Source organism: Brevibacterium sp. CT2-23B (genome assembly GCF_013168765.1).
Taxonomy (GTDB): domain Bacteria; phylum Actinomycetota; class Actinomycetes; order Actinomycetales; family Brevibacteriaceae; genus Brevibacterium; species Brevibacterium sediminis.
In genome coordinates this window covers 677,860-698,283 of sequence record NZ_JABBYK010000002.1, presented here as the reverse complement: position 1 = coordinate 698,283, position 20,424 = coordinate 677,860, and the positions used below count along the sequence as shown (strand labels likewise).

The following is a 20,424-nucleotide window of genomic DNA, read 5'->3' as shown; positions in this document are numbered from 1 at the left end:
CCCCTCACTATTCACCGCACCTGTGTGACGGTGAAGCACAGCGAAAGGCGACCGATGGTGGTCCGAGATGAGGGAATTCCGACCATCATCGCCCATGGTCTGTCATGATCATGTGTGAGAGGTGTTCGGGTGCACTCGGCTCGGATCCCTTCGGCCACCTGTCCGATGCAGTCCATTCAAGGAAGGAACGCCGAGGCGGCAGCCCGTTCTCATTCGTGTCACCGAGGACCCGCCCCCGATCGGCCCGATCACTATGAGCAGTGAACATACAAAGACTCAGGAGCTCATCGAGCACCTGAAGCATCCGACGACCGCGCTCCGGCCCTTCAAACGTGAGGGTCTGGACAAGGTGGTCTTCTTCGCGGCCGGCATCCTCGCCGTCGCATTCGTCGTCTGGGGCTTCGTCTCTCCCGACAGCCTCGGCAATGTGGCTGGCACGCTGCTGACCGGAGTGATGGACAACTTCGGCTGGCTCTTCGTCATCGCCGCCACGATCTTCACGATCTTCGTCATCGTCGTCGCCGTCAGCCGATTCGGACGGATCCCGCTGGGCAAGGACGATGAGAAGCCGGAGTTCAAGACCTCCTCGTGGATCGCGATGATGTTCGCCACGGGCATGGGCATCGGACTCGTGTTCTCCGCGGTCGGCGAGCCTCTCTTCTTCTACATGTCGCCTCCCCCGAACACCGTCGACGGCTCCACTGCCGAGGCGATGGGCACGTCCATGGGAACGACACTGTTCCACTGGACCCTCTACCCGTGGGCGATGTACGCCATCGTCGGTCTCGGCGTGGCTTACGGTTCGTTCCGTCTGGGACGCTCGCAGCTGTTCTCGTCGATGTTCACCCCGCTGTTCGGCGAACGCGCCGTCAATGGAATCGGCGGCAAGGTCATCAACATCCTCGCGATCCTCGCGACTCTGTTCGGTTCGGCCTGCTCGCTGGGTCTGGGTGCCATCCAGATCGGCGGCGGCATCGAGTCCGCAGGCATCATGTCCGAGGTCACTTCACCGGTGCTCGTCATCATCATCGCCATCCTCACGGCCGCATTCGTCGCCTCGGCGGTGTCGGGCGTGGAGAAGGGCATCCAGTGGCTGTCGAACATCAACATGGTGCTCGCCGTCATCGTCGCCCTCATCGTCTTCATCGGCGGTCCGACGCTGTTCATCCTCAACGTCATCCCCTCCTCGGTGGGTGCGTTCATCCAGGATCTGCCTCAGCTGGCTTCACGCACCGCTGCCGACGGGCAGGGTGTCAATGAATGGCTGTCGTCGTGGACGGTCTTCTACTGGGCATGGTGGGTGTCATGGTCGCCCTTCGTCGGCCTGTTCATCGCGCGCATCTCGCGCGGTCGCACCGTCCGTCAGTTCGTCACCGGCGTGCTCATCGTCCCCTCCGTCGTCTCGACCATCTGGTTCGCGATCTTCGGCGGCGGTGCCATCGGCATCCAGGAACGCGCCGAGCGCGGCGAAGGCACGGTCAAGGCATTGGCGAGCATCGTCGACGGAGAACCGGACATCAACATGGACACGGTTCTGTTCGACCTCCTCGGCGCTCTGCCGTTGCCGAACCTAGTCGCGATCATCCTCATGATCGTCACGGTCATCCTCATCGCGATCTTCTTCGTCACCGGTGCGGATTCCGCGTCGATCGTCATGGGCACGCTGTCGGCCAACGGCATGCAGGAGCCGGGCAAGGGCCTCGTCATCTTCTGGGGCACCGCGACCGGTGCCGTGGCTGCGGTCATGCTGTTGGCGGGCGGTTCCGATCCCGCCGAGGCGCTCGACGGACTGAAGAACATCACGATCGTCTCCGCCCTGCCGTTCGTCATCGTCATGCTGCTGCTGTGCGTGGCTGTGTGGAAGGACCTGTCGAAGGATCCTCTCATCATCCAGGAGCAGCTGGCCGCACACGTGCTCGAGACCTCGGTGGCCACCGCGGTCGACGAGTACGATGGCGAGATCTTCGGCCTCGAAACCTCGGAACTCCAGATCGAGGACGAGCCGGACGAGGACAAGGACACCTCCACAAAGAACTAACAACCCCCAATTGCTACCTGACGGCGGCCCAGCAACCTCGCGCGAGGTAGCTGGGCCGCCGTCAGGTAGTTCTGAGGGAAAGGACGTCGATAGATGAACAGAGTCATCAGACACGAGGGGAACATCTCGACATTCATCGGCTGGATGCTCGTCGTCATGGCGATTCTCGCGTTCATCACGGTGATCCTCCTGGCGATCTTCGCCGAACCATTCTTTCTCATCTTCCTCTTCACACCGGTCATCGCGCTCATCGGCGCGTGGGTGAATTTCCACTTAGGAGCCCGCGCCCGGTTGGAGATCACTCCTGAGGAGTTCATCTGGTGCGGCTTCACCGGCAGACCTCATCGGATCGCCTGGCGGGATCTCGACCGCATTCTCCTACCGGTTCCCGGTTCACGCTATCGGCTGGCTGCGGCAGCGCGCCTGCGAGACGGTCGGATCGTCGAAATCGACTCACTGTGGTTATCTCCGACGAACCCCGCGAATATTCTCTCCCCACCTGACCACACCGAGGCGCAACGCGCGCTCATCGACGGCCACAAAGCGTATCTTGCGAGGGCATTCTGACACTGACGTCTTGATACTGTGTTCGCATGCGGCACTGCTGACGGCGAGAGACGGAGGGCGAGACTGATGATCGTGATCGACAGCATCGAGGCGCTGCGTGAGCACACAGCCGACACACGCTGCGTTCTCGCCACCCCCGAAGACCGAGAGCTGACGGATGAGGCGGCCAATAGCCTCGACCTGACGGTGCACACCGCACATCCTGGGCCGAGGCGGCCGATGGCTGCGGTCGTCGACGACCAGATCAGCCTCGTGCTGCAGGTCCTCGACGAGGATCGTGCCCACCATGCGCTGCAGCTCCACGCCCGTGAGCGCGGCCTGCTCGTCATCGGTGAGAAGAAGGCCCTGGACTCCATCGCGGGAAAGATTCCTGCCGATGCCGGCGATACGTGGACCGTGCTCGTCGAGCTCATCCTCATCGTGGCGCGCCGCTGCGAAGAGGCACTCGACGAGATCGATGATCGGTGCCAAGAGCTCGAAGCACAGTCCGTGGGCTACGCGTCTTCACCGCGGCGGCGGACGATGGGGAGACTGCGAGCCGAGCTCTTCCGAATCGGTGAGACCCAGGCGGCCCAACAGAGGCTGCTGTCGAACGAGGAAGAGCTCGCCCAGAGCCTCGGCGAGGACCATCAGCGGCTGCTCGGCCGTGCCGCAGCGGCATTCGGGGCGAATCAGTCGATGACCACGCGACTGTATGCGATGCTCGGCGACATCCTCAACGAACAGGACTCCGTCGTGTCCGAACGGCTGACACTCGTGGCGACGATCTTCCTGCCGCTGACCCTGGCGACGGGGTTCTTCGGCATGAACTTCCAGTGGATGCTCGATCGTCTGGGCAGCCTGCCGGCGTTCATCGTCTTCGGCCTCGTCATCCCCGGCCTGCTCACGGTGGCGACCCTCGTCTTCATCCGCCGCTTGACCCGTTCGTCGTGAGTCGGCCCGCGCTCATCGACGTCACATCCCGAACAGCGCCGGAATGGCGATCGGGCCGGCACCGAATGCGGTGATGACCGCGGCCAGCACCAGCAGGAGCAGGTCGTATTCGGGACCGCCCGCCGAGGCCCAGTACTTCGAGTGCCATTTGAAGACGTGCAGGCTCGTCGTGATGAGCATGAGCACGACGACGCCGAGACCGGCCCATTGGGCGAGGACGCCGGTGCCGAATGAGACTGCGGCGGCGAGCTCGGCGATGGCGACGAACCATGCAGTCGGGACGTTGAGCCCATCCGCTTTAGCGAACCGCGGAATATCCTTGGCCTTGACCATGAACTCGCGGACGAAAGCCACCGTCAGAACCGCCCTGACGAGCAGGAGTACGATCCCTGCAGCGATCGTTGGAACCGTGAACATGAGCATTCCTCTCCGCCTGAGCGCCGAGGTGGCGACTTCTCGCCCGAGTCTACGCTTCACTGCGTTGCAGCCAGAGGTCTCGACAGCCTCTCCTGCCCGGCATCCCTCACCCTGAGTTGCATTGCACCGCGCTGCAGCGGTGCATAATGCCGCAGCCGGTGACCGATGGACCGTTGACTGTAGGACTTGCGGCGAAGGCGAGGGACTGCGAGCAACGGTGCGGGATGCTCTCGGCAGCTGGAGTGCACCGTGCCGGAGACACGGAGGCCGGATCACCCCAGCGCCGTCACCGCCTACCTATACCGCGGGGGCTTCTGGCACACGGGACAGTAGTGGGTTCCGCGTCCGCCGACGGTGATCTTGACGATCTCCGTCCCGCAGCGCACACATTCCTGTCCCCCGCGCCCGTAGACGAGCAGGGCGCGATCGAAGTATCCGGATTCGCCGTTGACGTTGACGTAGAGAGCGTCGAAGCTCGTCCCGCCCACGGCCAGGGCATCGCTCATCACCTTCGTCGCGGATTCGAGCACCGCAACGAGGCGGCTCTTCCGTGTCCGCGCGGGTGTCGCCAAAGGGTGGACTCCCGCCCGGAACAGGGCCTCATCTGCGTAGATGTTCCCGATTCCGCTGACCAGCGTCTGGTCGAGCAACGCTGCCTTGACCGCCGTGCGCTTCCTCGCAAGGTCCGCAACGACCCGTTCCGGATCGAATGCGGGCTCGAGCGGATCCGGGGCGATGTGAATCGCCGAGGCGGGGACGAGCCGTCCGTACCCGTGGACGAGAGGTTGGACGCCGATATGGCCGAAGATCCGTTGGTCGACGAAGCGCAGTTCTCGTGTCTGTCCTCCATCGTCCGAGAGGTGCAGAATCGCCCGTGTGTGGCGGTGGATCTCCTCGCCGGGCGAGTGGATGCGCAGCTGTCCGCTCATGCCCAGATGCACGAGGATGCCGAGTTCGGGCCTCGGCGCAGATGAAGCGACCGAGTCCGCAGTGGAGAGATCAGTCCCCTCTCCCAGGCTCAGCCACATGAACTTCCCGCGCCGTTCGGCCCTAAGGATGTGCGCCCCGGTTACGGCGGAAGCGAACCCGGAGACCGCAGACGGATCGATGCGCCGCTGGGACGTCGTGCCCAGGATTCGGGGGTCGGCCACCTCGGCGCCGGTGATCGTGGTCCCGGCCGTCCATTCGTCGACGCCGCGACGGACGCTTTCGACCTCGGGAAGCTCAGGCATCAGTGACCCTCGATTCGATCAGGTATGCGCCCGTGAGCGCACAAAGAGACCACGGTGAGGCTCAGCGCCGGTAGTCCGGGTAGATGGTGCGGATGGCTTTGACGGCCACTTCGGCGGCCGCTGCTTCGGCGGCCTTCTTCGAGGATCCGTCGCCCGCGCCCCAGCTGTTCGCCCCGAGCATCGCGGTGGCGGTGAAGACCATCGCATGGTCGGGACCCGCCGAGGTGATCTCGTAGCTCACGGCGCCGAGGTCGAGGTCGGCAGCGGCCTCCTGCAGGGTGGTCTTGAAGTCCATCCCGGCCCCGAGGTTGACCGCGTCGTCGAGCATTCCGTCGATGAGGCGGTGGACGAAGGCGAAGGCCTCTTCGCGTCCGCGGGAGACGAAGGTCGCGCCGATGAGGGCCTCGACCGTGTCGGCGAGGATCGAGTCTTTGTTCCGGCCTCCGGTCAGCTCCTCACCCTTGCCCAGCAGAATATGCTCGCCGATGCCGTGTCGGCGGGCGATCGACGCGAGGGCACGCGTGTTGACGACGGCCGAACGCATCTTGGCCAGCTGGCCTTCGGGAAGATCCGGGTTGTCGTAGAACAGCGACTCGGTGGCGACGAGGCCCAGAACGGAGTCGCCGAGGAACTCGAGGCGCTCGTTGGTGGGGATGCCACCGGCCTCGAAGGCGAAGGAGCGGTGCGTGAGCGCGAGACGAAAAGTCTCGGGATCAATATCGATCCCGAGACTCTTCTTCAGTGCTGCTGTGGTGTCAGTGTCCACAGTCTCAGACGTCAGCGACCTTGCGGCCCTTGTACTCGAGGTACAGCGGGGTGCCGGCTGCGTCTTCGACGACCTTGGCCTGGTGGGGGCGCGAGTACACAACGCGACCGTTCTCCACAGTCTTGACCAGGTTCGGAGCCTTGGCCTTCCACTGCGAACGACGGTGGCGGGTGTTGCTGCGCGACAATTTACGCTTCGGAACAGCCACGTCTAGCTCTCTTTCTTCTCTTCCAACAGATTCTTCAATGATGCGAACGGCGATTCGGATTCGTCCTCGTCCACCTCGAGGTCCTCCCCCAGGGTGTAGCTGAACTCCTCGCTCTCATCCCGTGAGGGATTGAACGGCAGAGCCATCACGACGGCGTCTCTGATCGCGGGCTCGAGGTCGAGCTGATCCCGGTCGATGACGTAGGAGTCCTCGTCCCCTTCGGCCTGCTCATAGACGTACATCTCCTGGATGTCCACATCTATAGGCAGCTCGATGGGTTCGAGCGTCCTCGCGTCTTCGCCGCGGGCCGTCGCCGAGACTGTGCCCGACACGTAGATCCCCTCCGACACACTCTCGAACATCAGCTCGAGCGTCAGTGGTGAACCTTCCGCAACCCCGATCACTTCGATCTTGAGATCCGCTGGAGCCGACAAGGTGGTGTTCACCCGTTCCCACTCACCCGGATGACCGAGCAATCCCATGGATCTGAGATCATAGACGAATTCAGATCTGTTCTTCATGCCCTGTCCTCCTGGTGCGTTTGAGGATGTCGCTCCTGCGTTCACACGCGACTCACCATTCTAATCATTGTCAGCGGCCATTACCAATCGGGTCCGTCCCGCCGCGCAGGTGTTCCTGCTCACCATTTCTCGTGTTGGTTGCGCCAGGTGACGCCGCCGGCCAGGAGGAGCAGTGCGCCGGAGATCGTGAACACGATCCCGGAACCGGCGATGACCGTGAGCGCCGAGGCGGCCGATGGTATCGCGACCTGGCTGAGTCGGTTGCCCGCCAAGCGGATCGACAGCACCGCAGCCCGGTTCGCCGGATCCGAAAGCGTCGACACCCAGGTCATCGTCAGCGGTTGGGTGAGACCGAAGCAGAAGCCTGCGATCGTGAGCAGGATTGCCAGCGTCCACGGTTGGCTGAGCACGGGGATGAGGACCACACAGAGCCCAGCCGCCGCCGAGGCGGTCCACAGCAGGGAGAGATTCCGCCATTTCCGCGTGAGGAAACCGATGAAGAGCCGGGAGATCACCGAGGCGAAGGTCCGTGCCGCGAGCAGCCACGTCACCGTCGTCACCGACAGTCCGTTCTGCTGACCGATGAGCGGCAGGTAGGCGGTCATCAGATCCACGGCGGCGAGCGTGGCCATGGAGGCGAAGATCGCGGGCTTCATCCCCCTCACCGACAGCAGAGCCAACGGGGCGATGGCGCCTTCGGCCGCCTCGGCGCGGGACACGTGGGGTGTGCGGCCCCGGAGCATGACGATGACGGCGGCGATGAGGGTGAGCGCTGACAGTGCGGTCATGAACCACAGCGCGTTCGTGATCGCGGCATCACCCGAGGTGGCGTCGGCGACCATGCCGGCCAGGGGCAGGCCGATGGTCTGTCCGATCGAGACCCCGAGGGTGAGGTGGCCGAACTTCGCGGTGAGCTTCGAAGCGGGGAAGCTCTGCGGGATGAGCGCCTGGGAGGCGACCGTGGTGAGCAGCTGGCCGAAGCCCAGGCTCATCGTGGCGATGAGGAGCACGCCGAGGTTGGGTGCGGTGGCCGCGAGCGCGACGGGCAGGATCGACAGAGCGGTGCCGACCCACAGCACCGCCGTGGCGTACCCGCGGTCGACGAGGCGGCCGACGAAGAGCGCGGTGAGCAGCGGGACGAGTGAGTACACCGCGGTCATGAGACCGAGGACGACTCCTGATCCGCCGAGCTCCAGAGTGCGGTAGGAGATGAGGACGCGGACGCCGTTGTACGTTGCGTGCGCGATGACAGTGTGGATGACAAGGCCCGGGAACCAGGCCCTATTGGCAGGATCGGCGGCTGCGCTCATCCCTCAGACGACGCTGTCGTCGTTCGCGGCCGCGGGTCCGCGGCCGCCCAATGCCTCCAGCACCGAGGTGGGGACGAGGCCTTCGATGTTCCCGCCGCCTGCGTGGACTTCCTTGATGAGTGAGGAGGAGACATGCTCAAACTTCGGATCACCGGGGACGAAGATCGTCTCGAGCTCCGACAGGTGCTTGTTCATCAGCGCCATCGGCAGTTCGTAGGCGAAGTCGGTGCCCGAGCGCAGGCCCTTGACGACGGCGGGGGCGCCGATGCTCGTGCAGTAGTCGACGAGGAGGCCCCCGGAGACGAGGTCGATCGTGACGTTCCGCGCATCCCGGGTGCGTTCGTCCTCGGTCAGGGACCGGCGGATGAGGTCGGCACGGATCTCCGGGTCGAAGCGACCGGACTTCGAAGGATTGTGGACCACTGCCACGACGACCTCTTCGAACATCCGAGAGCTGCGGGCGATGATATCGAGATGACCCATGGTGATCGGGTCATAGGAACCGGGACAGACGACCTTCATGCCCTCATCGTATCGTCTGCCCCGATCAGAGGCGGGCAGATCCGTGTGACGGACACGTGAGGTCGCGACCGTCAGTGCGTCTGCTCCCGCAGTCGCAGCCACTGGTCGTCGGCGGGAGTCTCAGCGCCGGTGCCTTTGACCACCTGCCCGTCGAAATCATCAACCGGTCCGTGCAGGCGGGAGGCCGCCTCGGCCATGATCCGGGCGACGATGGCAAGGGAGCGGGGTTCGTCACCGGCGGCGACCGCCTCGGCGAGGTTCCTGTGAATGTCCAGGACATCGCATCGGACCTCGTAGCCGCGCGTCTCCGACAGCGACAGCAGCCGGGTGTGGACCATCGAGACCTTCATGAGGTCGGTCAGCCGCGCCGATCCGGAGCACGCGACGATCGAATGGTGGAAGTTGAGGTCGGCGTCGCCGATCGTGCGCGCGACGTTGTCCTCGATGGCGTGCTCGAGCTCTCGCAGCGCCGTGCCGATCCGTGACGTGGACCGACCCTGCCTGATGACGAGCCTGACCGCCTGCGATTCGACCGCCTCGCGCACGGCATAGACGTCGTCGATATCGGCCATGCGCATGCGTCTCACATGCACACCTCGTCCAGGAGTATGCGTCATCACGCCTTCGCTGATGAGGCGCTGCAGGGCCTCCCGCAGGGACGGCCGCGACACCTCGAGCAGCTCAGCCGTGCGCACCTCGTTGATCGACTGCCCTGGCTCGAGCGAACCGGAGTAGATGGCATTGCGCAGCTGGTCCGCAATGAGGTCGATCGTCGATGATCGGACCACTTTGCGCAGCACCGGCAGCTCGGAAGTAGGAGGATTCGTCACGGTCACGATCATATAACGTTGTCAGACAGTGTGACATTCGGACAACATGAGTATTGAATACTGTTTCAGAGACGCACGTCACGATGATGTGTCGACGTTCAAGGAAGGAACAGCACATGAAACTCAAAGGACTGGCCGCCGCGACATCGATCCTCGCGCTGACGCTGACCCTCGGTGCCTGCGGCGGAAGCGACTCCGACAAGTCCACCCTGCAGAAGGCCGTCGACGATGGAAAGATCACGGTCGGCTTCGCCGGTGAAGCCCCGTACAGCTTCGAAGAGGGCGGTGAACTCCAGGGAGCATCGGTGGCACTGGCCAAGGCCGTGTTCAAGGAGCTCGGCGTCGACGATGTCGAAGGCGTCAACACCGAATTCGGTTCGCTCATCCCCGGCCTCAACGCTGATCGCTTCGATGCGATCTCGGCCGGCATGTCGATTCTGCCCGACCGCTGCGAGCAGGCGTCCTTCGGTGATCCCGAGTTCATGTACACCACCGCCCTGATGACCAAGGAGGGCAAGCTGGATGGAATGAAGAACCTCGAGGACGTGAAGAAGAAGGGCGTCAAGCTCGCCACTATGACCGGCGCCATCGAGTCCGACTATGCCAAGGACCTCGGCATCAAGACCCAGCAGGTCGGCACCCCGCAGGACGGCATGGACGCCGTGACCACCGGCCGCGCCGACGTGTTCGCACTCACCGCCATCTCCCTCAACTGGATGGAGAAGAACACCGAGGATTCCGGTGTCGAGGTCAGCGACTCCTTCGTCCAGGAGATCGACGGAGTCCCCCAGGTGGGAGCCGGCGCCACGGTCTTCCGCACAGATGACAAGGAACTGCGCGACGAATGGAACAAGGGCCTCGAGAAGATCGTCTCCGATGAGAAGTCCTACCTCGACGTCGTCGGCGACTACGGCTTCACGAAGGAAGAACGCCCCGACGGTTCGATCACCACCGATCAGCTGTGCAAGGGCGAGCTTCCCACCGCTGACTCCTGAGTCGGTTCCTCTCACGCACCATGAATGACAATGTCACAACGTTGCTGAACTTCCTCCCACAGCTGTGGGAGGGAGTTCAGACAACCAGCATCCTCACGGTCGCCGGCAGCATCGGCGCCGTCCTCATCGCACTCATCCTCGGCCTGACGATGACCTCGCCGAGCGCCTGGCTGCGCGTCCCGGCCCGCATCGTCGTCGAATTCTTCCGCGGCACCTCACTGCTCGTGCAGCTGTTCTGGCTGTTCTATGTGCTCCCGCTCCTCGGCGTCGATTTCGACCCCATGGCCTGCGGCGTCGCCGCTCTGGCGCTCAACTACGGAGCCTATTCCGCCGAGGTGGTCCGGTCCTCGATCAAGACCGTGGCCCCCGGTCAGTGGGAAGCCGCGATCGCGCTCAGCCTCTCCCCCACCCGTCGGATGATCCGCGTGATCTTCCCGCAGGCCTGGGCACTGATGATCCCGTCGCTGGCGACGCTGCTCATCCAGCTGCTCAAGGGCACGGCGGTCGTCTCCTTCATCACGCTCTCCGACCTCACAGACAAGACCGAACAGCTGCGTCAGTCGACCGGTGACACGATGTTCGCCTATTCGATCAGCCTCCTCATCTACTTCGCACTTGCATGGCTGCTCCAGGAGTTCATGAACTTCCTCGAACGCAGAGCGACGAAAGCTCTCGGCCGCCGTCGCCCCAATTCCCGCACTGATCGCCGTGAGGCCAGGCGTGCAGCCCGTGCCGACGCCGTGCGCAAGGACCGCCTCAAGTCACACGTTGCCGCCGGCGAAGGCACCAACCACACCAAAGGTCCGTTCCCCGGGCAGGGAGGTGACCTCTGATGTGGAATTGGGAATTCGCTGCCGAGGCACTGCCGATCCTGCTCCGCGGTTTCGTCAATACTCTCATCGCCACGGTCGTGGGCACGGCCATCGCCGTCGTCCTCGGACTCATCCTCGCCGTCGCCATCCGCGGCCTCCCGCGGTGGATCAACTGGCTCGTGCGGCTCATCGTCGCGTTCATCCGCAACACCCCGCTGGTCGTCCAGCTGCTGTTCGTCTACTACGCGTTCTCGGATATTCCGGGACTCGTCGATGTGCCCGCTCTGGTGATCGGCTTCATCGTCATCGGCATCCACTATTCGACGTACATGTCCGAAAGCTACCGCGCCGGAATCGATGCCGTGCCGCCCGGACAGTTCGAGGCTGCCACTGCGCTGTCGCTGCCGCCGGTGCGCACGTTCACCGCGATCGTGCTGCCGCAGGCGCTGCGGGCGACCATTCCGTCGCTGGGCAACTACGCGGTCGCGATGTTCAAGGACACTCCGTTCCTGTTCGCGATCTCCGTCGTCGAGCTCGTCACTGCTGCGAAGGAATTCGGCGGTTCGACCTTCGCCTACACGGAAGCCTTCACACTGGCCGGAATCATCTTCCTCGCCGCCAGCTACCCGACCTCACTGGTCATTCAGAGATTGGATCGACGCCTTGCCACCTACTGACAACACCCCAGCCAATTCCTCCACTCCCGGCGCAGGCACCCCGGCGATCGAGTTCAAGGATGTGGAGAAGAGCTTCGGGCCGACCACCGTGCTCAAGGACCTCAACTTCACGGTGGCTCCCGGCGAACGCGTCACCCTGATCGGGCCCAGCGGTTCGGGCAAGACGACGATCCTGCGCCTGGTGATGACGCTCGAGGAGCTCACCGACGGGTATATCTTCGTCGACGGTCAGCCGCTGACGCACGAGGACCGCGGCGGCAAACGCGTGGAACTGCCGAAGAAGCGCACGCGTGAGATGACCACGCGCATCGGCATGGTCTTCCAGCAATTCAACCTGTTCCCGAACATGACCGTGCTCGAGAACATCATCGAAGCTCCTGTCCATGTGCTCGGCAAGTCCAAGGAAGAAGCGACCAAGGAAGCCAAGGAGCTGCTCGAACGCGTGGGCCTGGCCGACAAGGCCGACGCTCACCCGACCCGTCTCTCCGGCGGTCAGCAGCAGCGCGTGGCGATCGCCCGAGCACTGGCGATGAACCCGGAGATCCTCCTCCTCGACGAGGTCACCTCCGCCCTCGACCCCGAGCTCGTCGGGGACGTGCTCGGGGTGCTACGTGATATCGCCGAGACCACGGACATCACGATGCTGCTGGTCACACACGAGATGCAGTTCGCCCGCGACGTCTCTCACCGCGTGATGATGTTCGACGGTGGTCAGGTGCTCGAAGAGGGTCCGCCGGATCAGATCTTCAACAACCCGCAGCACGAACGCACGCGCAAATTCCTCTCCAGCGTGCTCTAATCCTCTGCGGCGCTCACTTCGTCCGGCTCCCCGACCAACTGGACGAAGTGGATCGCGGTCTCGCCGAAGGTCTTCGAACGGAAGACCTCCAGCCCGTCGGGCATCGTCGGCTCCGGCGAACGCGCGGCACGTTCGACGACGACGATGGACTCCATGTCCAGGTGTGTGCTCAGCCGTCTGAGGATCTGCGTGACAGCGTCCTCTCCCAACGGGTACGGCGGATCCATGAACACGAGGTCGAAGACGCGTGACTCCGGATTCTCCGGTCCGGGCAGTCCGGCGAGAAAGTGGAGCACGTCCCCGGTGTGGACCTCGGCCGAATGGTCGAGACCAAGCTTGTCCGCATTGGATTCCAGAGCGCGAGTCGCAGCCAGGGATGAATCGACGAAGTCGACTTGTGCTGCGCCCCGCGACATCGCCTCGAATCCGAGTCCACCGGAACCGGCGAAGAGGTCGAGGACGTTCGCTGCAGGCAGCACCCCGTAGCCGTCGAGCATGGAGAACAGGGACTCCTTGACGCGGTCGGACGTCGGCCGGGTGTTCGCCCCCGACGGTGACGACAGTCTGGCGCCCTTATGTGCGCCGGCGATGATTCTCATATCTGCTCCCTCAGCCTGCCTCGATGAAGTGGGCGTCGTCCTCGGGCAGGACGCGCCTGATGAAGGCCTTGAGCGCGGGCACCGCTTCCAGTGTCGGGTCGACCGCGACGATCTGCTCAGCGATCGTCTTCGCTTCGGCGACCATCTCGGAGTCGCGGAGGATCGACAGATGCCGCAGCGACGACCCGCCCCATTGGGAGCCGCTGAGCACATCGCCTTCGCCTCGGGCGTCGAGATCGTATTCGGCCAGAGCGAAGCCGTCAAGCGTCTCGGCCACGGCCTGCAGCCGTCCATAGCTCTCATCCTCAGCACTCATCTCGGTGAGCAGGAAGCACAGGGCCGAGCTGCCGTCACGTCCGACGCGTCCACGCAGCTGGTGCAGCTGTGCGACCCCGAAGTTCTCGGCTTCGATGATGACCATCATCGTCGCCCTCGCTACGTCGACGCCGACCTCGATGACCGTCGTCGAGACGAGGATCTCGATGTCGCCTTTGACGAAGTCCGCGAGCACCCGGTCCTTCTCCGCCGTCGACATCCGCCCATGCAGCAGACCGAACTTCAGACCAGCCAGTTCCGGGGTCTCAGACAGCTTCCGTGTGATGTCTTCGATGCCCTGCTTCTGTCCGACTACGTCCCCGGACTCCGGATCTTCGATATCCGTCGGTTCGATTCGCGGGAAGACGACGAAGACCCCCTTCTCAGCCTCGACGGTCTGCCGCATGAGCTCCCGAACCCGGACGTACCAGGCAGGTTGGTCGACGATCGGCACCACATGGGTGGCGATGTCCTTCGGCCCCGCCGGCATCTCGTCGAGCGTCGAGATATCGAGGTCGGCGAAGACCGTCATCGCCACTGTGCGCGGGATCGGCGTCGCCGACATCACGAGAGTATGCGGGGTGGTGTCCCCGCCCTTCGCACGCAGCGCTTCCCGCTGTTCGACACCGAAGCGGTGCTGTTCGTCGACGACGATGAGACCGAGATCTGAGAACATCGTCGACTCCGACACCAGCGCATGCGTGCCGACGACGATGTCGATGTTCCCGGCGACGAGGTCGAGGGCGAGTTCGCGACGGTCCTTCGCCGGCATCGACCCGGTCATCAGCGCCACCGTCACCTGGTCGTCGTCAGCCAGCAGCGGCGACAGCGCCATCTGCTCGTCGAGGAATGTCTGGATCGAATGGAAATGCTGAGTGGCGAGCACCTCGGTGGGGGCGAGCATGGCGGCCTGGGCACCGGAGTCGACCGCAGTGAGCATGGCCCGCAATGCCACGAGGGTCTTACCGGAACCGACGTCACCGTGCAGGAGCCGGTGCATCGGCCGGTCCGCAGCCATGTCCTCAGCGATCTCCTCGCCGACCCTGACCTGGGATGCGGTGAGGGTGAAGAGCAGGTCTTCGTCGAACCGGCGGCTCTTCGTCCCCTGCGTGAGCAGCGGCGTCGCCTTTTCGTCGGCCAGCTTCGCTTTGCGGGCGGCGAATTCGGTCTGTAGGGCGAGCGCCTCTTCCCATTTCCACCTCAGCCGGGCCCGTTCGACGTCCTCGATCTTCCGCGGTCGATGCATGTCTTCGAGAGCTGTGCGCAGGTCCGGCAGCTCATGAGCGTCCCGCAGCCCCTTCGGCAGCGGATCCTCGAACTCCTCGGGCCCAGCGACGGTGAGCAGGGTCTTGATCGAACTCCACAGCCGGGACTGCGCGATCTTCTTCACGGCCGGGTAGATGGGGAACGGCGAGTTGAGGTCCTCGGGAGTCCACTCATGGTCATCCTCGGTGCGGTTGAGCCACACCGGAGACGCCAGGGTCAGCTGCCCCCGGAACGACTCCACCTTGCCGCCGAAGACGACGGTCAGTCCCGGCTTCAGCGACTTCTCCAACCAATACTGGTTGAAGAACGCGATCTTCATCGACTGCTTCCCGTCATGGACGATGACTTCGGTGATCGTGCCTTTCCGCTGTTTCATCCGCCGCGTCTCCACCCGGATGACTTCGGCCTGGATGATCGCGGTTTCCCCCAGGGGCAGATCCCCGAGTTCCGTGCGCTCCCCGGGGACGAGGTAGCGCCGCGGGAAGAAGCGGAGCAGGTCAGTGACCGAATGCACACCGCGCTGGGCCAAGTTCTTCCGATCGGCGGGCCGGAAGTTGTCTTCGAGCCGGGTCGTCATTCGACCCCCATGATCACGAGCACTCCGGAGTCTCTGGCATCGATGTCCTGGAAGTGGACGGTCTCGTGTGACTTCTGGATCCAGTCACGCAGGTGGTCGAGCACCTCCGGTGCGCAGTCGGGTCCGTGGACGACGGTGAGCAGCTCTCCCCCGGCACCGAGCAGCCGATCGGCGAGCTTCTCCACCAAGGTCCGCAGCTCCGTGCTCTGGGTCTTCGCGCGGCCTTCGATGAAGACCCTGTAGAACTGTGCCGGATGTGCCGCCACTGCCGTGCCCCCACCCGGACCGAGAGCCGTGCCCGACCCCAGACCGGCACCTGCCCTATCCCCGACGTGCTCATCGATCACCGGCAGCATCCCCGTCGGAGGGTCGGTGGCGAGCTGATCGGCCGAGTAGATCGTGCCCACCCTCGTGCCTGCGGCCGCTTCGGTCATATCGGCGAAGATCTCCCCCGCCGGGGCGAACGGGTCGTAGACGGCCAGGGCCGAGAGCAGGGTGCCGACGTTGCGGGAGCGCACAACGTGCGCACCCAGCCCTGCCAGGGACTTCAGCGCCGAGGTGGAGCTGGGGATGACGATGACCTCCCGGTCCTCGGCGGCGATGAGTTCGGACATCGTCTCGAACAGGTCCCCCACCTCCGGAGTCAGCGCCGTGGCCCCGTTGAGCGCGGTGTGCATGAGCAGTCCCGTGCCCTTGACCAGGGCGATGAGCTTCGTCTCGCCCTCCTCCTCGTGCATCCGCAGGTCTTCCATATCGAGCCGGGCGATCCCGTATTCGCCGAGGCGGTCGATGACGGTCGCGGCGGTCGTTTCGTCGGCGACGTGGACGTGGACCTTGGCCGCGTTGATGACGATCGAGGTCCCGCCGAGGCGGTCGAGATCCTCGGCGAGCGAGTCCGCGGGGGTGTCGGCGAGGATGGCGACGATCTCGAGTTCGTCGGCGGTGGCTTCGTGGATGATCTTCGGGGCGCGGGCCACCTCGGCGAGCATCGAATCCTGCGGGGTGCGGCCGGTGACGGTGGCGTAGAGGAGGTCGAAGAGTTCGACGATGCCCGTCGATCCGGCGTCGACGACCTCGGCTTCGCGCAGCACGGTGAGCTGTCCGGTGGTCTCCCGCAGCGCCGACCGGGAGCGTTCCCGCACTGCCGCGATGACATCGATCAGGGAGGCTCCGTCGTCGGCTTGCTCACGGGCCTCGGTGGCCATGGCGTCGAGGACGGTGAGCATGGTGCCGTCGACGGGTCGGGCGACGGCGGACCGAGCCCGATCGGACGCGGTCTCCAGGGCAGTGGCCATGGCGTCGGCGGTGGCCACGGTGACTCCGGCCAGGGCATCGGCGACGCCCTGCAGGGCGACGGCGAGGATGAGCCCGGAATTGCCGCGGGCGCCGCGTCCGGCTCCGGCGGCGAGTGCGGCGACGACCTGCGGGAGGGTGACGGGGCCGGTGAGCTCTTCGACGGCGAGGTAGGCGGCGCGCAGAGTGTGGTACATGTTCGTGCCCGTGTCGCCGTCGGGGACGGGGAAGACGTTGAGCTCGTCGATCTCGGTGCGTTCCTTGCGCAGCCGGTCGACCGCACGGCGGGCCCAGCGGGCGGCCAGACGACCGTTGAGGCTGATGGCGTTGCTCATGTCACTTCCCGAAATGGCTGAAACCGCTCGCCGGCACGGGTGTGCCGTCGAGGCTGACATCGTGTCCGGTGCGGATCTCACCGATTCTCCGCCAGCCTACTCCAGGCGCGGCGGCCGGCGGCGCAGACGCGGCGAAGCCGTGATCCTCTCCCCCGTCGAGCACCCAGGACAGCGCCAGATCCTCTGCCGTCGTGGCCGCATCGTTCCCACCGTCCGCTTCCGACGCACCGTCCGCTGCTCGGGCATCGAGCACGAATTCGGCTGCGGGCAGCAGCGGGTCGACGAGGTCGCTCAGCAGGGAACAGTCAAGGTCGATTCCCACCCCCGAGGCGGTCGCCACCCGGGCGAGGTCGAGGCTGAGCCCGTCGGAGACGTCGATCATCGCAGAGGCCCTGAGCGTGGCCAGCGCGCCGTAGTCCGGCTGTGGTGCCAGTTGGGTGTCGATGAGGGAGCGGAATTCAGGTCCGACGGTGTCTGGTCGCGCTCCGGCGAAGAGCAGGTCGAGTCCGGCGGCGGCTCGCCCGACCGTTCCGGCCAGCAAGAGCGAATCCCCTGGCTGGGCGCCGGAGCGCAGAATTGCGGACTCCTCGCCCACCGTCCCGAGAGCGGTGATGGCGATGACGATGAGACCCGAGGACGACAGATCCCCGCCGATGATCGGCACCGTGCAGTCCAAAGCCGTCCCTGCTCGTTCCGCTTCGTCGAAGAGCCCGGAGTACAGGGCTTCGAGGCAGACGATGTCCGTGTCATCCGGAACGGCGACGGAAACGAGCAGTCCGTGCGGCATCGCTCCCATGGCACAGACGTCGGCCAGGTTCTGGGCCGCTGCCTTGACTCCGAGCTTCTTCCAGTCCAACCACTCGCGAGTGAAGTCCTCGTTCTCCACGAGCATGTCCGCGGTCGAGACGAGTCGACCCTCAGGTGCGGTCACGGCCGCATCATCTCCGGGTCCGACGATCACGTGCGTGCTGCTGGGGTTGCGGCCCAGCACGCGGGAGATGATGTGTGATTCGCCAAGTTCGGACAGTCGGGTCATGGCTCCAGGTTATCGGGCGATACGGTAGTCCTATGAGATCTCGCCCTGCTTCGACGCGCCGCAACGCCCGGCCCGCGCACCGTCGTCGTTCTCTCACCTTCGTCGCATTGGCCACGGTGCTCACCGGTCTGGCGGTGACCGGGTGTTCGCGCACCGTCATCGTCGAACCGGCCAAGGATGCGGCGAATCCGAAGTGTGCCGACATCCTGCTCACCCTGCCCGATGAGATCTCGGGTGAGAAGGCACGCACGACCTCCTCGCAGGGCACGAAGGCGTGGGGAGATCCCAACGTCGCGGTGCTGCGCTGCGGAGTCACTCCCCCCGGGCCGACGACGGATCAGTGCGTGAGCGTGTCCGGAGTCGATTGGATCTCGAAGCCGGTCGAGGACGACGATTCGACGTGGAGGTTCACCAGCTACGGGCGCACCCCCGCCGTCGAGGTGCTCGTCAACCGCAAGGCCGAGTCAGGCAATGACGTGCTCGCCGCGATCTCACCGACCCTGTCGAAGTTCCCTCCGGAGAACGAGTGCGTCGGAGCCGAGGACATCGCCGGCTAGAGCGCCCACCGAAGACGCGATTGCTCCACGGAGGCGATTGCTCCGCGGCGTCCGCTTCTACTTCGCGCGAGCGTGGTCGATCAGGGCGATCGAGATGAGTTCGCCGATGAGTTCGGAGTATTCGAGTCCCGACTGCGCCCACATGAACGGGTACGCCGAGGTGGGAGTGAACCCGGGAAGGGTGTTGAGTTCGTTGATGACGACCTCGCCGGTGTCCGTGACGAAGGTGTCGACGCGGGCCAGACCGGTGCAGTCGAAGAGACGGAACACCGAGGCGGCCAACTCCTGAACCCGGGCGGTCACCGTCTCGTCGAGATCGGCCGGACAGGTGACCTCTGCGGCGGCGAGGTCGAGGTACTTGGCGTCGAAGTCGTAGAAGGAGTGGTCGCCGCTCACCCGGATCTCTCCGGGAGAGGACACTCGGAGCTCCGTGTCATAGACGGAACCGAGCACGGCGCATTCGACCTCACGACCGCTGACCTCGGGTTCGACGATGACCTTGGAGTCGTGTTCGAAGGCACCGAGCAGGGCGGCTTCGAGGTCGGCCGCCTCGGCGACCCGGCTGACTCCCATGGACGATCCGGCACGGGCGGGTTTGACGAACACGGGCAGGCCGAGCGCGGCCACTCGCCTCTCCGCCTCCGCGCGGTCTGCGGCCCACATCGTCTCGGTCACGAGCTCCCACGGGCAGGTGGGGACTCCGGCGTGGGCCATGAGTGACTTCGTATAGTGCTTGTCCATGCTCGCGGCGGAGGAGAACACTCCGGAGCCGACGAACGCGGTGTCGCTGAGTTCGAACAGTCCCTGCAGGGTTCCGTCCTCACCGAAGCGGCCGTGCAGGAGTGGGAAGAATACGTCGACGGCACCGAGTTCGGTGTAATTGCCCTCGGCATCGCGGTGCAGCAGCGGTGACCCGTCGGCAGAGACCGGAGGGATCACCTCGGTGCCGTTGTCCGTGACCTCGGGCATGGCTTGCGGGTCGAAGCGCATGCTCGCCCAGTCGTCGACGACCCGCCACACACCGGTCTTCGTGATGCCGATCGGCAGAACATCGAAGGCATCGGCGTCGATGGCACCGATCACCCCGGCCGCGGTGACGCAGCTGACGGAGTGCTCGCTCGAACGGCCTCCGAAGAGGACTGCGACAAGGGGCCGGTGATCGTTGTCTGCCATGAGTTTCCTTGCTGAAGTGGTACTCCCGTGCACTCGGACCGGACACGGGTGCGCACAGCGGGTCAGGTGTGCGCGGACTGAAAGACTTTAGCTCACTTGGCCTCGTACGTGCATTCCAGCCACGCCCGGCCGATGCCCTTGAAGAACATGTTGAAGCCGGCGAAGGCAGGTGTTGCGGATTCGTCGATGCCCAGCGGTTCGGCCAGAGCGGTGACGATGAAGAAATAGCGGTGCGGTCCGTGGCCCTCCGGCGGGGCGGCACCGACGAAGCGGGGTTCGCCGGCGTCGTTGCGCAGGGTCACGGCACCGCTGGGCAGGAGGTCGGCGGCCGGGTCACCGGCGTTGGCCTCTAGGCTCGTCACCGAGGCGTCGAGGTCCGTGACGACCCAGTGCCAGAAGCCCGAGCCGGTGGGAGCGTCGGGGTCGTAGCAGATCACGGCGAAGGCCTTGGTCTCTTCGGGGAACCCGGACCAGGACAGCTGCGGCGAGACGTCCTCACCGCCGGGCACGCCCATGGCGCCGGAGAGCTGGGGGCCGGTGAGCACCCCACCGTCTTCGATGTCGGTGCTCGTCAGCGTGAAGGTGGGAAGTTCGGGAAGGTTGAAGAACGGTGAGTTGGCGCTCATTTGTGCTCCTAGTTTTCCAG

The 20,424-nt window shown here is 64.8% G+C and carries 22 protein-coding genes; 8 read left to right on the top strand and 14 right to left on the bottom strand.

Annotation, left to right across the window (positions count from 1 at the left end):
• Nucleotides 1-253: 253 nt before the first annotated feature.
• The 3 genes from HIM68_RS08375 to HIM68_RS08365 all read left to right on the top strand — a co-directional run bounded on the left by HIM68_RS08375 (nucleotide 254) and on the right by HIM68_RS08365 (nucleotide 3,538).
• Nucleotides 254-2,038, top strand: a complete 1,785-nt coding sequence (locus HIM68_RS08375; protein ID WP_253903805.1) for a BCCT family transporter — start codon at nucleotides 254-256, stop codon at nucleotides 2,036-2,038.
• Nucleotides 2,039-2,131: 93 nt separating this feature from the next.
• Complete coding sequence (locus tag HIM68_RS08370) at nucleotides 2,132-2,605, top strand: hypothetical protein (protein WP_172171293.1); 474 nt, start codon at nucleotides 2,132-2,134, stop codon at nucleotides 2,603-2,605.
• Nucleotides 2,606-2,677: 72 nt separating this feature from the next.
• Nucleotides 2,678-3,538 carry a CorA family divalent cation transporter gene (locus HIM68_RS08365; RefSeq protein ID WP_172171291.1) on the top strand — a complete coding sequence of 287 codons (861 nt, stop codon included), beginning with the start codon at nucleotides 2,678-2,680 and terminating at the stop codon, nucleotides 3,536-3,538.
• 21 nt (nucleotides 3,539-3,559) lie between these two features.
• On the opposite strand, the gene HIM68_RS08360 is transcribed toward HIM68_RS08365, so the two are convergent.
• The 8 genes from HIM68_RS08360 to HIM68_RS08325 form a co-directional block, all read right to left on the bottom strand.
• Complete coding sequence (locus HIM68_RS08360) at nucleotides 3,560-3,955, bottom strand: DoxX family protein (protein WP_172171289.1); 396 nt, start codon at nucleotides 3,953-3,955, stop codon at nucleotides 3,560-3,562.
• A 293-nt stretch (nucleotides 3,956-4,248) separates the two neighbouring features.
• Entirely contained in the window at nucleotides 4,249-5,187 is a 939-nt protein-coding gene (gene mutM, locus HIM68_RS08355) for a bifunctional DNA-formamidopyrimidine glycosylase/DNA-(apurinic or apyrimidinic site) lyase (protein WP_172171287.1), read from the bottom strand.
• Between the two features lie 61 nt (nucleotides 5,188-5,248).
• On the bottom strand, nucleotides 5,249-5,953 hold the full coding sequence (rnc, locus tag HIM68_RS08350) for a ribonuclease III (protein ID WP_172171285.1): 705 nt from the start codon (nucleotides 5,951-5,953) through the stop codon (nucleotides 5,249-5,251).
• A gap of 4 nt (nucleotides 5,954-5,957) precedes the next feature.
• Nucleotides 5,958-6,161 (bottom strand): 50S ribosomal protein L32, encoded by a 204-nt coding sequence (rpmF, locus tag HIM68_RS08345; RefSeq protein WP_025777330.1) that lies wholly within the window; start codon nucleotides 6,159-6,161, stop codon nucleotides 5,958-5,960.
• A 2-nt stretch (nucleotides 6,162-6,163) separates the two neighbouring features.
• A complete protein-coding gene (locus HIM68_RS08340; RefSeq protein WP_227492764.1) occupies nucleotides 6,164-6,727 on the bottom strand; it encodes a DUF177 domain-containing protein in 564 nt (187 codons plus the stop codon).
• 74 nt (nucleotides 6,728-6,801) lie between these two features.
• Nucleotides 6,802-7,992 carry an MFS transporter gene (locus HIM68_RS08335; protein WP_172171283.1) on the bottom strand — a complete coding sequence of 397 codons (1,191 nt, stop codon included), beginning with the start codon at nucleotides 7,990-7,992 and terminating at the stop codon, nucleotides 6,802-6,804.
• A gap of 3 nt (nucleotides 7,993-7,995) precedes the next feature.
• Nucleotides 7,996-8,514 (bottom strand): pantetheine-phosphate adenylyltransferase, encoded by a 519-nt coding sequence (coaD, locus tag HIM68_RS08330; protein ID WP_172171281.1) that lies wholly within the window; start codon nucleotides 8,512-8,514, stop codon nucleotides 7,996-7,998.
• A gap of 71 nt (nucleotides 8,515-8,585) precedes the next feature.
• On the bottom strand, nucleotides 8,586-9,344 hold the full coding sequence (locus HIM68_RS08325; RefSeq protein ID WP_172171279.1) for a GntR family transcriptional regulator: 759 nt from the start codon (nucleotides 9,342-9,344) through the stop codon (nucleotides 8,586-8,588).
• A gap of 116 nt (nucleotides 9,345-9,460) precedes the next feature.
• Between HIM68_RS08325 and ehuB the strand changes: the two genes are divergently transcribed.
• Genes ehuB through ehuA form a run of 4 tightly spaced genes read left to right on the top strand, consistent with a single transcriptional unit; the run spans nucleotide 9,461 to nucleotide 12,627 of the window.
• A complete protein-coding gene (ehuB, locus tag HIM68_RS08320) occupies nucleotides 9,461-10,339 on the top strand; it encodes an ectoine/hydroxyectoine ABC transporter substrate-binding protein EhuB (protein WP_172171277.1) in 879 nt (292 codons plus the stop codon).
• A gap of 20 nt (nucleotides 10,340-10,359) precedes the next feature.
• Nucleotides 10,360-11,172, top strand: coding sequence for an ectoine/hydroxyectoine ABC transporter permease subunit EhuC (gene ehuC / locus HIM68_RS08315; protein WP_172171275.1), 813 nt, complete (start codon nucleotides 10,360-10,362; stop codon nucleotides 11,170-11,172).
• A complete protein-coding gene (gene ehuD / locus HIM68_RS08310; RefSeq protein ID WP_172171273.1) occupies nucleotides 11,172-11,828 on the top strand; it encodes an ectoine/hydroxyectoine ABC transporter permease subunit EhuD in 657 nt (218 codons plus the stop codon). The genes ehuC and ehuD overlap by 1 nt, the downstream gene beginning before the upstream one ends.
• Nucleotides 11,815-12,627 (top strand): ectoine/hydroxyectoine ABC transporter ATP-binding protein EhuA, encoded by an 813-nt coding sequence (gene ehuA / locus HIM68_RS08305; protein ID WP_172171271.1) that lies wholly within the window; start codon nucleotides 11,815-11,817, stop codon nucleotides 12,625-12,627. Before ehuD ends, ehuA begins: the two co-directional genes overlap by 14 nt.
• Here ehuA and rsmD read toward each other — a convergent pair.
• Genes rsmD through thiL form a run of 4 tightly spaced genes read right to left on the bottom strand, consistent with a single transcriptional unit; the run spans nucleotide 12,624 to nucleotide 18,048 of the window.
• On the bottom strand, nucleotides 12,624-13,226 hold the full coding sequence (gene rsmD / locus HIM68_RS08300; RefSeq protein ID WP_172171269.1) for a 16S rRNA (guanine(966)-N(2))-methyltransferase RsmD: 603 nt from the start codon (nucleotides 13,224-13,226) through the stop codon (nucleotides 12,624-12,626). The genes ehuA and rsmD overlap by 4 nt on opposite strands.
• A gap of 10 nt (nucleotides 13,227-13,236) precedes the next feature.
• On the bottom strand, nucleotides 13,237-15,384 hold the full coding sequence (locus tag HIM68_RS08295) for an ATP-dependent DNA helicase RecG (protein ID WP_172171267.1): 2,148 nt from the start codon (nucleotides 15,382-15,384) through the stop codon (nucleotides 13,237-13,239).
• Nucleotides 15,381-17,012: a DAK2 domain-containing protein gene (locus HIM68_RS08290; protein WP_172171265.1), complete on the bottom strand. Its 1,632-nt coding sequence runs from the start codon at nucleotides 17,010-17,012 to the stop codon at nucleotides 15,381-15,383. The genes HIM68_RS08295 and HIM68_RS08290 overlap by 4 nt, the downstream gene beginning before the upstream one ends.
• Before the next feature lies 1 nt (nucleotide 17,013).
• Nucleotides 17,014-18,048 carry a thiamine-phosphate kinase gene (gene thiL, locus HIM68_RS08285; protein ID WP_172171263.1) on the bottom strand — a complete coding sequence of 345 codons (1,035 nt, stop codon included), beginning with the start codon at nucleotides 18,046-18,048 and terminating at the stop codon, nucleotides 17,014-17,016.
• 32 nt (nucleotides 18,049-18,080) lie between these two features.
• Here thiL and HIM68_RS08280 point away from each other — a divergent pair, with 32 nt between their 5' ends.
• A complete protein-coding gene (locus tag HIM68_RS08280) occupies nucleotides 18,081-18,605 on the top strand; it encodes a DUF3515 domain-containing protein (RefSeq protein ID WP_139468830.1) in 525 nt (174 codons plus the stop codon).
• A gap of 57 nt (nucleotides 18,606-18,662) precedes the next feature.
• Here HIM68_RS08280 and HIM68_RS08275 read toward each other — a convergent pair whose 3' ends face one another.
• Together HIM68_RS08275 and HIM68_RS08270 are read right to left on the bottom strand one after the other, a co-directional pair.
• The gene (locus HIM68_RS08275) at nucleotides 18,663-19,778 is read right to left on the bottom strand and encodes a D-alanine--D-alanine ligase family protein (protein WP_139468831.1); all 1,116 of its coding nucleotides are present in this window, start codon (nucleotides 19,776-19,778) and stop codon (nucleotides 18,663-18,665) included.
• A 92-nt stretch (nucleotides 19,779-19,870) separates the two neighbouring features.
• Complete coding sequence (locus HIM68_RS08270; RefSeq protein ID WP_172171261.1) at nucleotides 19,871-20,404, bottom strand: YbhB/YbcL family Raf kinase inhibitor-like protein; 534 nt, start codon at nucleotides 20,402-20,404, stop codon at nucleotides 19,871-19,873.
• Between the last annotated feature and the right edge of the window lie 20 nt (nucleotides 20,405-20,424).

Coding starts and splice junctions, on each gene's coding strand:
- HIM68_RS08375 (WP_253903805.1), top strand. CDS start 254: ATGAGCAGTGAACATACAAAGACTCAGGAGCTCATCGAGCACCTGAAG.
- HIM68_RS08370 (WP_172171293.1), top strand. CDS start 2,132: ATGAACAGAGTCATCAGACACGAGGGGAACATCTCGACATTCATCGGC.
- HIM68_RS08360 (WP_172171289.1), bottom strand. CDS start 3,955: ATGTTCACGGTTCCAACGATCGCTGCAGGGATCGTACTCCTGCTCGTC.
- mutM (WP_172171287.1), bottom strand. CDS start 5,187: ATGCCTGAGCTTCCCGAGGTCGAAAGCGTCCGTCGCGGCGTCGACGAA.
- HIM68_RS08335 (WP_172171283.1), bottom strand. CDS start 7,992: ATGAGCGCAGCCGCCGATCCTGCCAATAGGGCCTGGTTCCCGGGCCTT.
- coaD (WP_172171281.1), bottom strand. CDS start 8,514: ATGAAGGTCGTCTGTCCCGGTTCCTATGACCCGATCACCATGGGTCAT.
- ehuB (WP_172171277.1), top strand. CDS start 9,461: ATGAAACTCAAAGGACTGGCCGCCGCGACATCGATCCTCGCGCTGACG.
- ehuC (WP_172171275.1), top strand. CDS start 10,360: ATGAATGACAATGTCACAACGTTGCTGAACTTCCTCCCACAGCTGTGG.
- ehuD (WP_172171273.1), top strand. CDS start 11,172: ATGTGGAATTGGGAATTCGCTGCCGAGGCACTGCCGATCCTGCTCCGC.
- rsmD (WP_172171269.1), bottom strand. CDS start 13,226: ATGAGAATCATCGCCGGCGCACATAAGGGCGCCAGACTGTCGTCACCG.
- HIM68_RS08295 (WP_172171267.1), bottom strand. CDS start 15,384: ATGACGACCCGGCTCGAAGACAACTTCCGGCCCGCCGATCGGAAGAAC.
- HIM68_RS08290 (WP_172171265.1), bottom strand. CDS start 17,012: ATGAGCAACGCCATCAGCCTCAACGGTCGTCTGGCCGCCCGCTGGGCC.
- thiL (WP_172171263.1), bottom strand. CDS start 18,048: ATGACCCGACTGTCCGAACTTGGCGAATCACACATCATCTCCCGCGTG.
- HIM68_RS08280 (WP_139468830.1), top strand. CDS start 18,081: ATGAGATCTCGCCCTGCTTCGACGCGCCGCAACGCCCGGCCCGCGCAC.
- HIM68_RS08275 (WP_139468831.1), bottom strand. CDS start 19,778: ATGGCAGACAACGATCACCGGCCCCTTGTCGCAGTCCTCTTCGGAGGC.
- HIM68_RS08270 (WP_172171261.1), bottom strand. CDS start 20,404: ATGAGCGCCAACTCACCGTTCTTCAACCTTCCCGAACTTCCCACCTTC.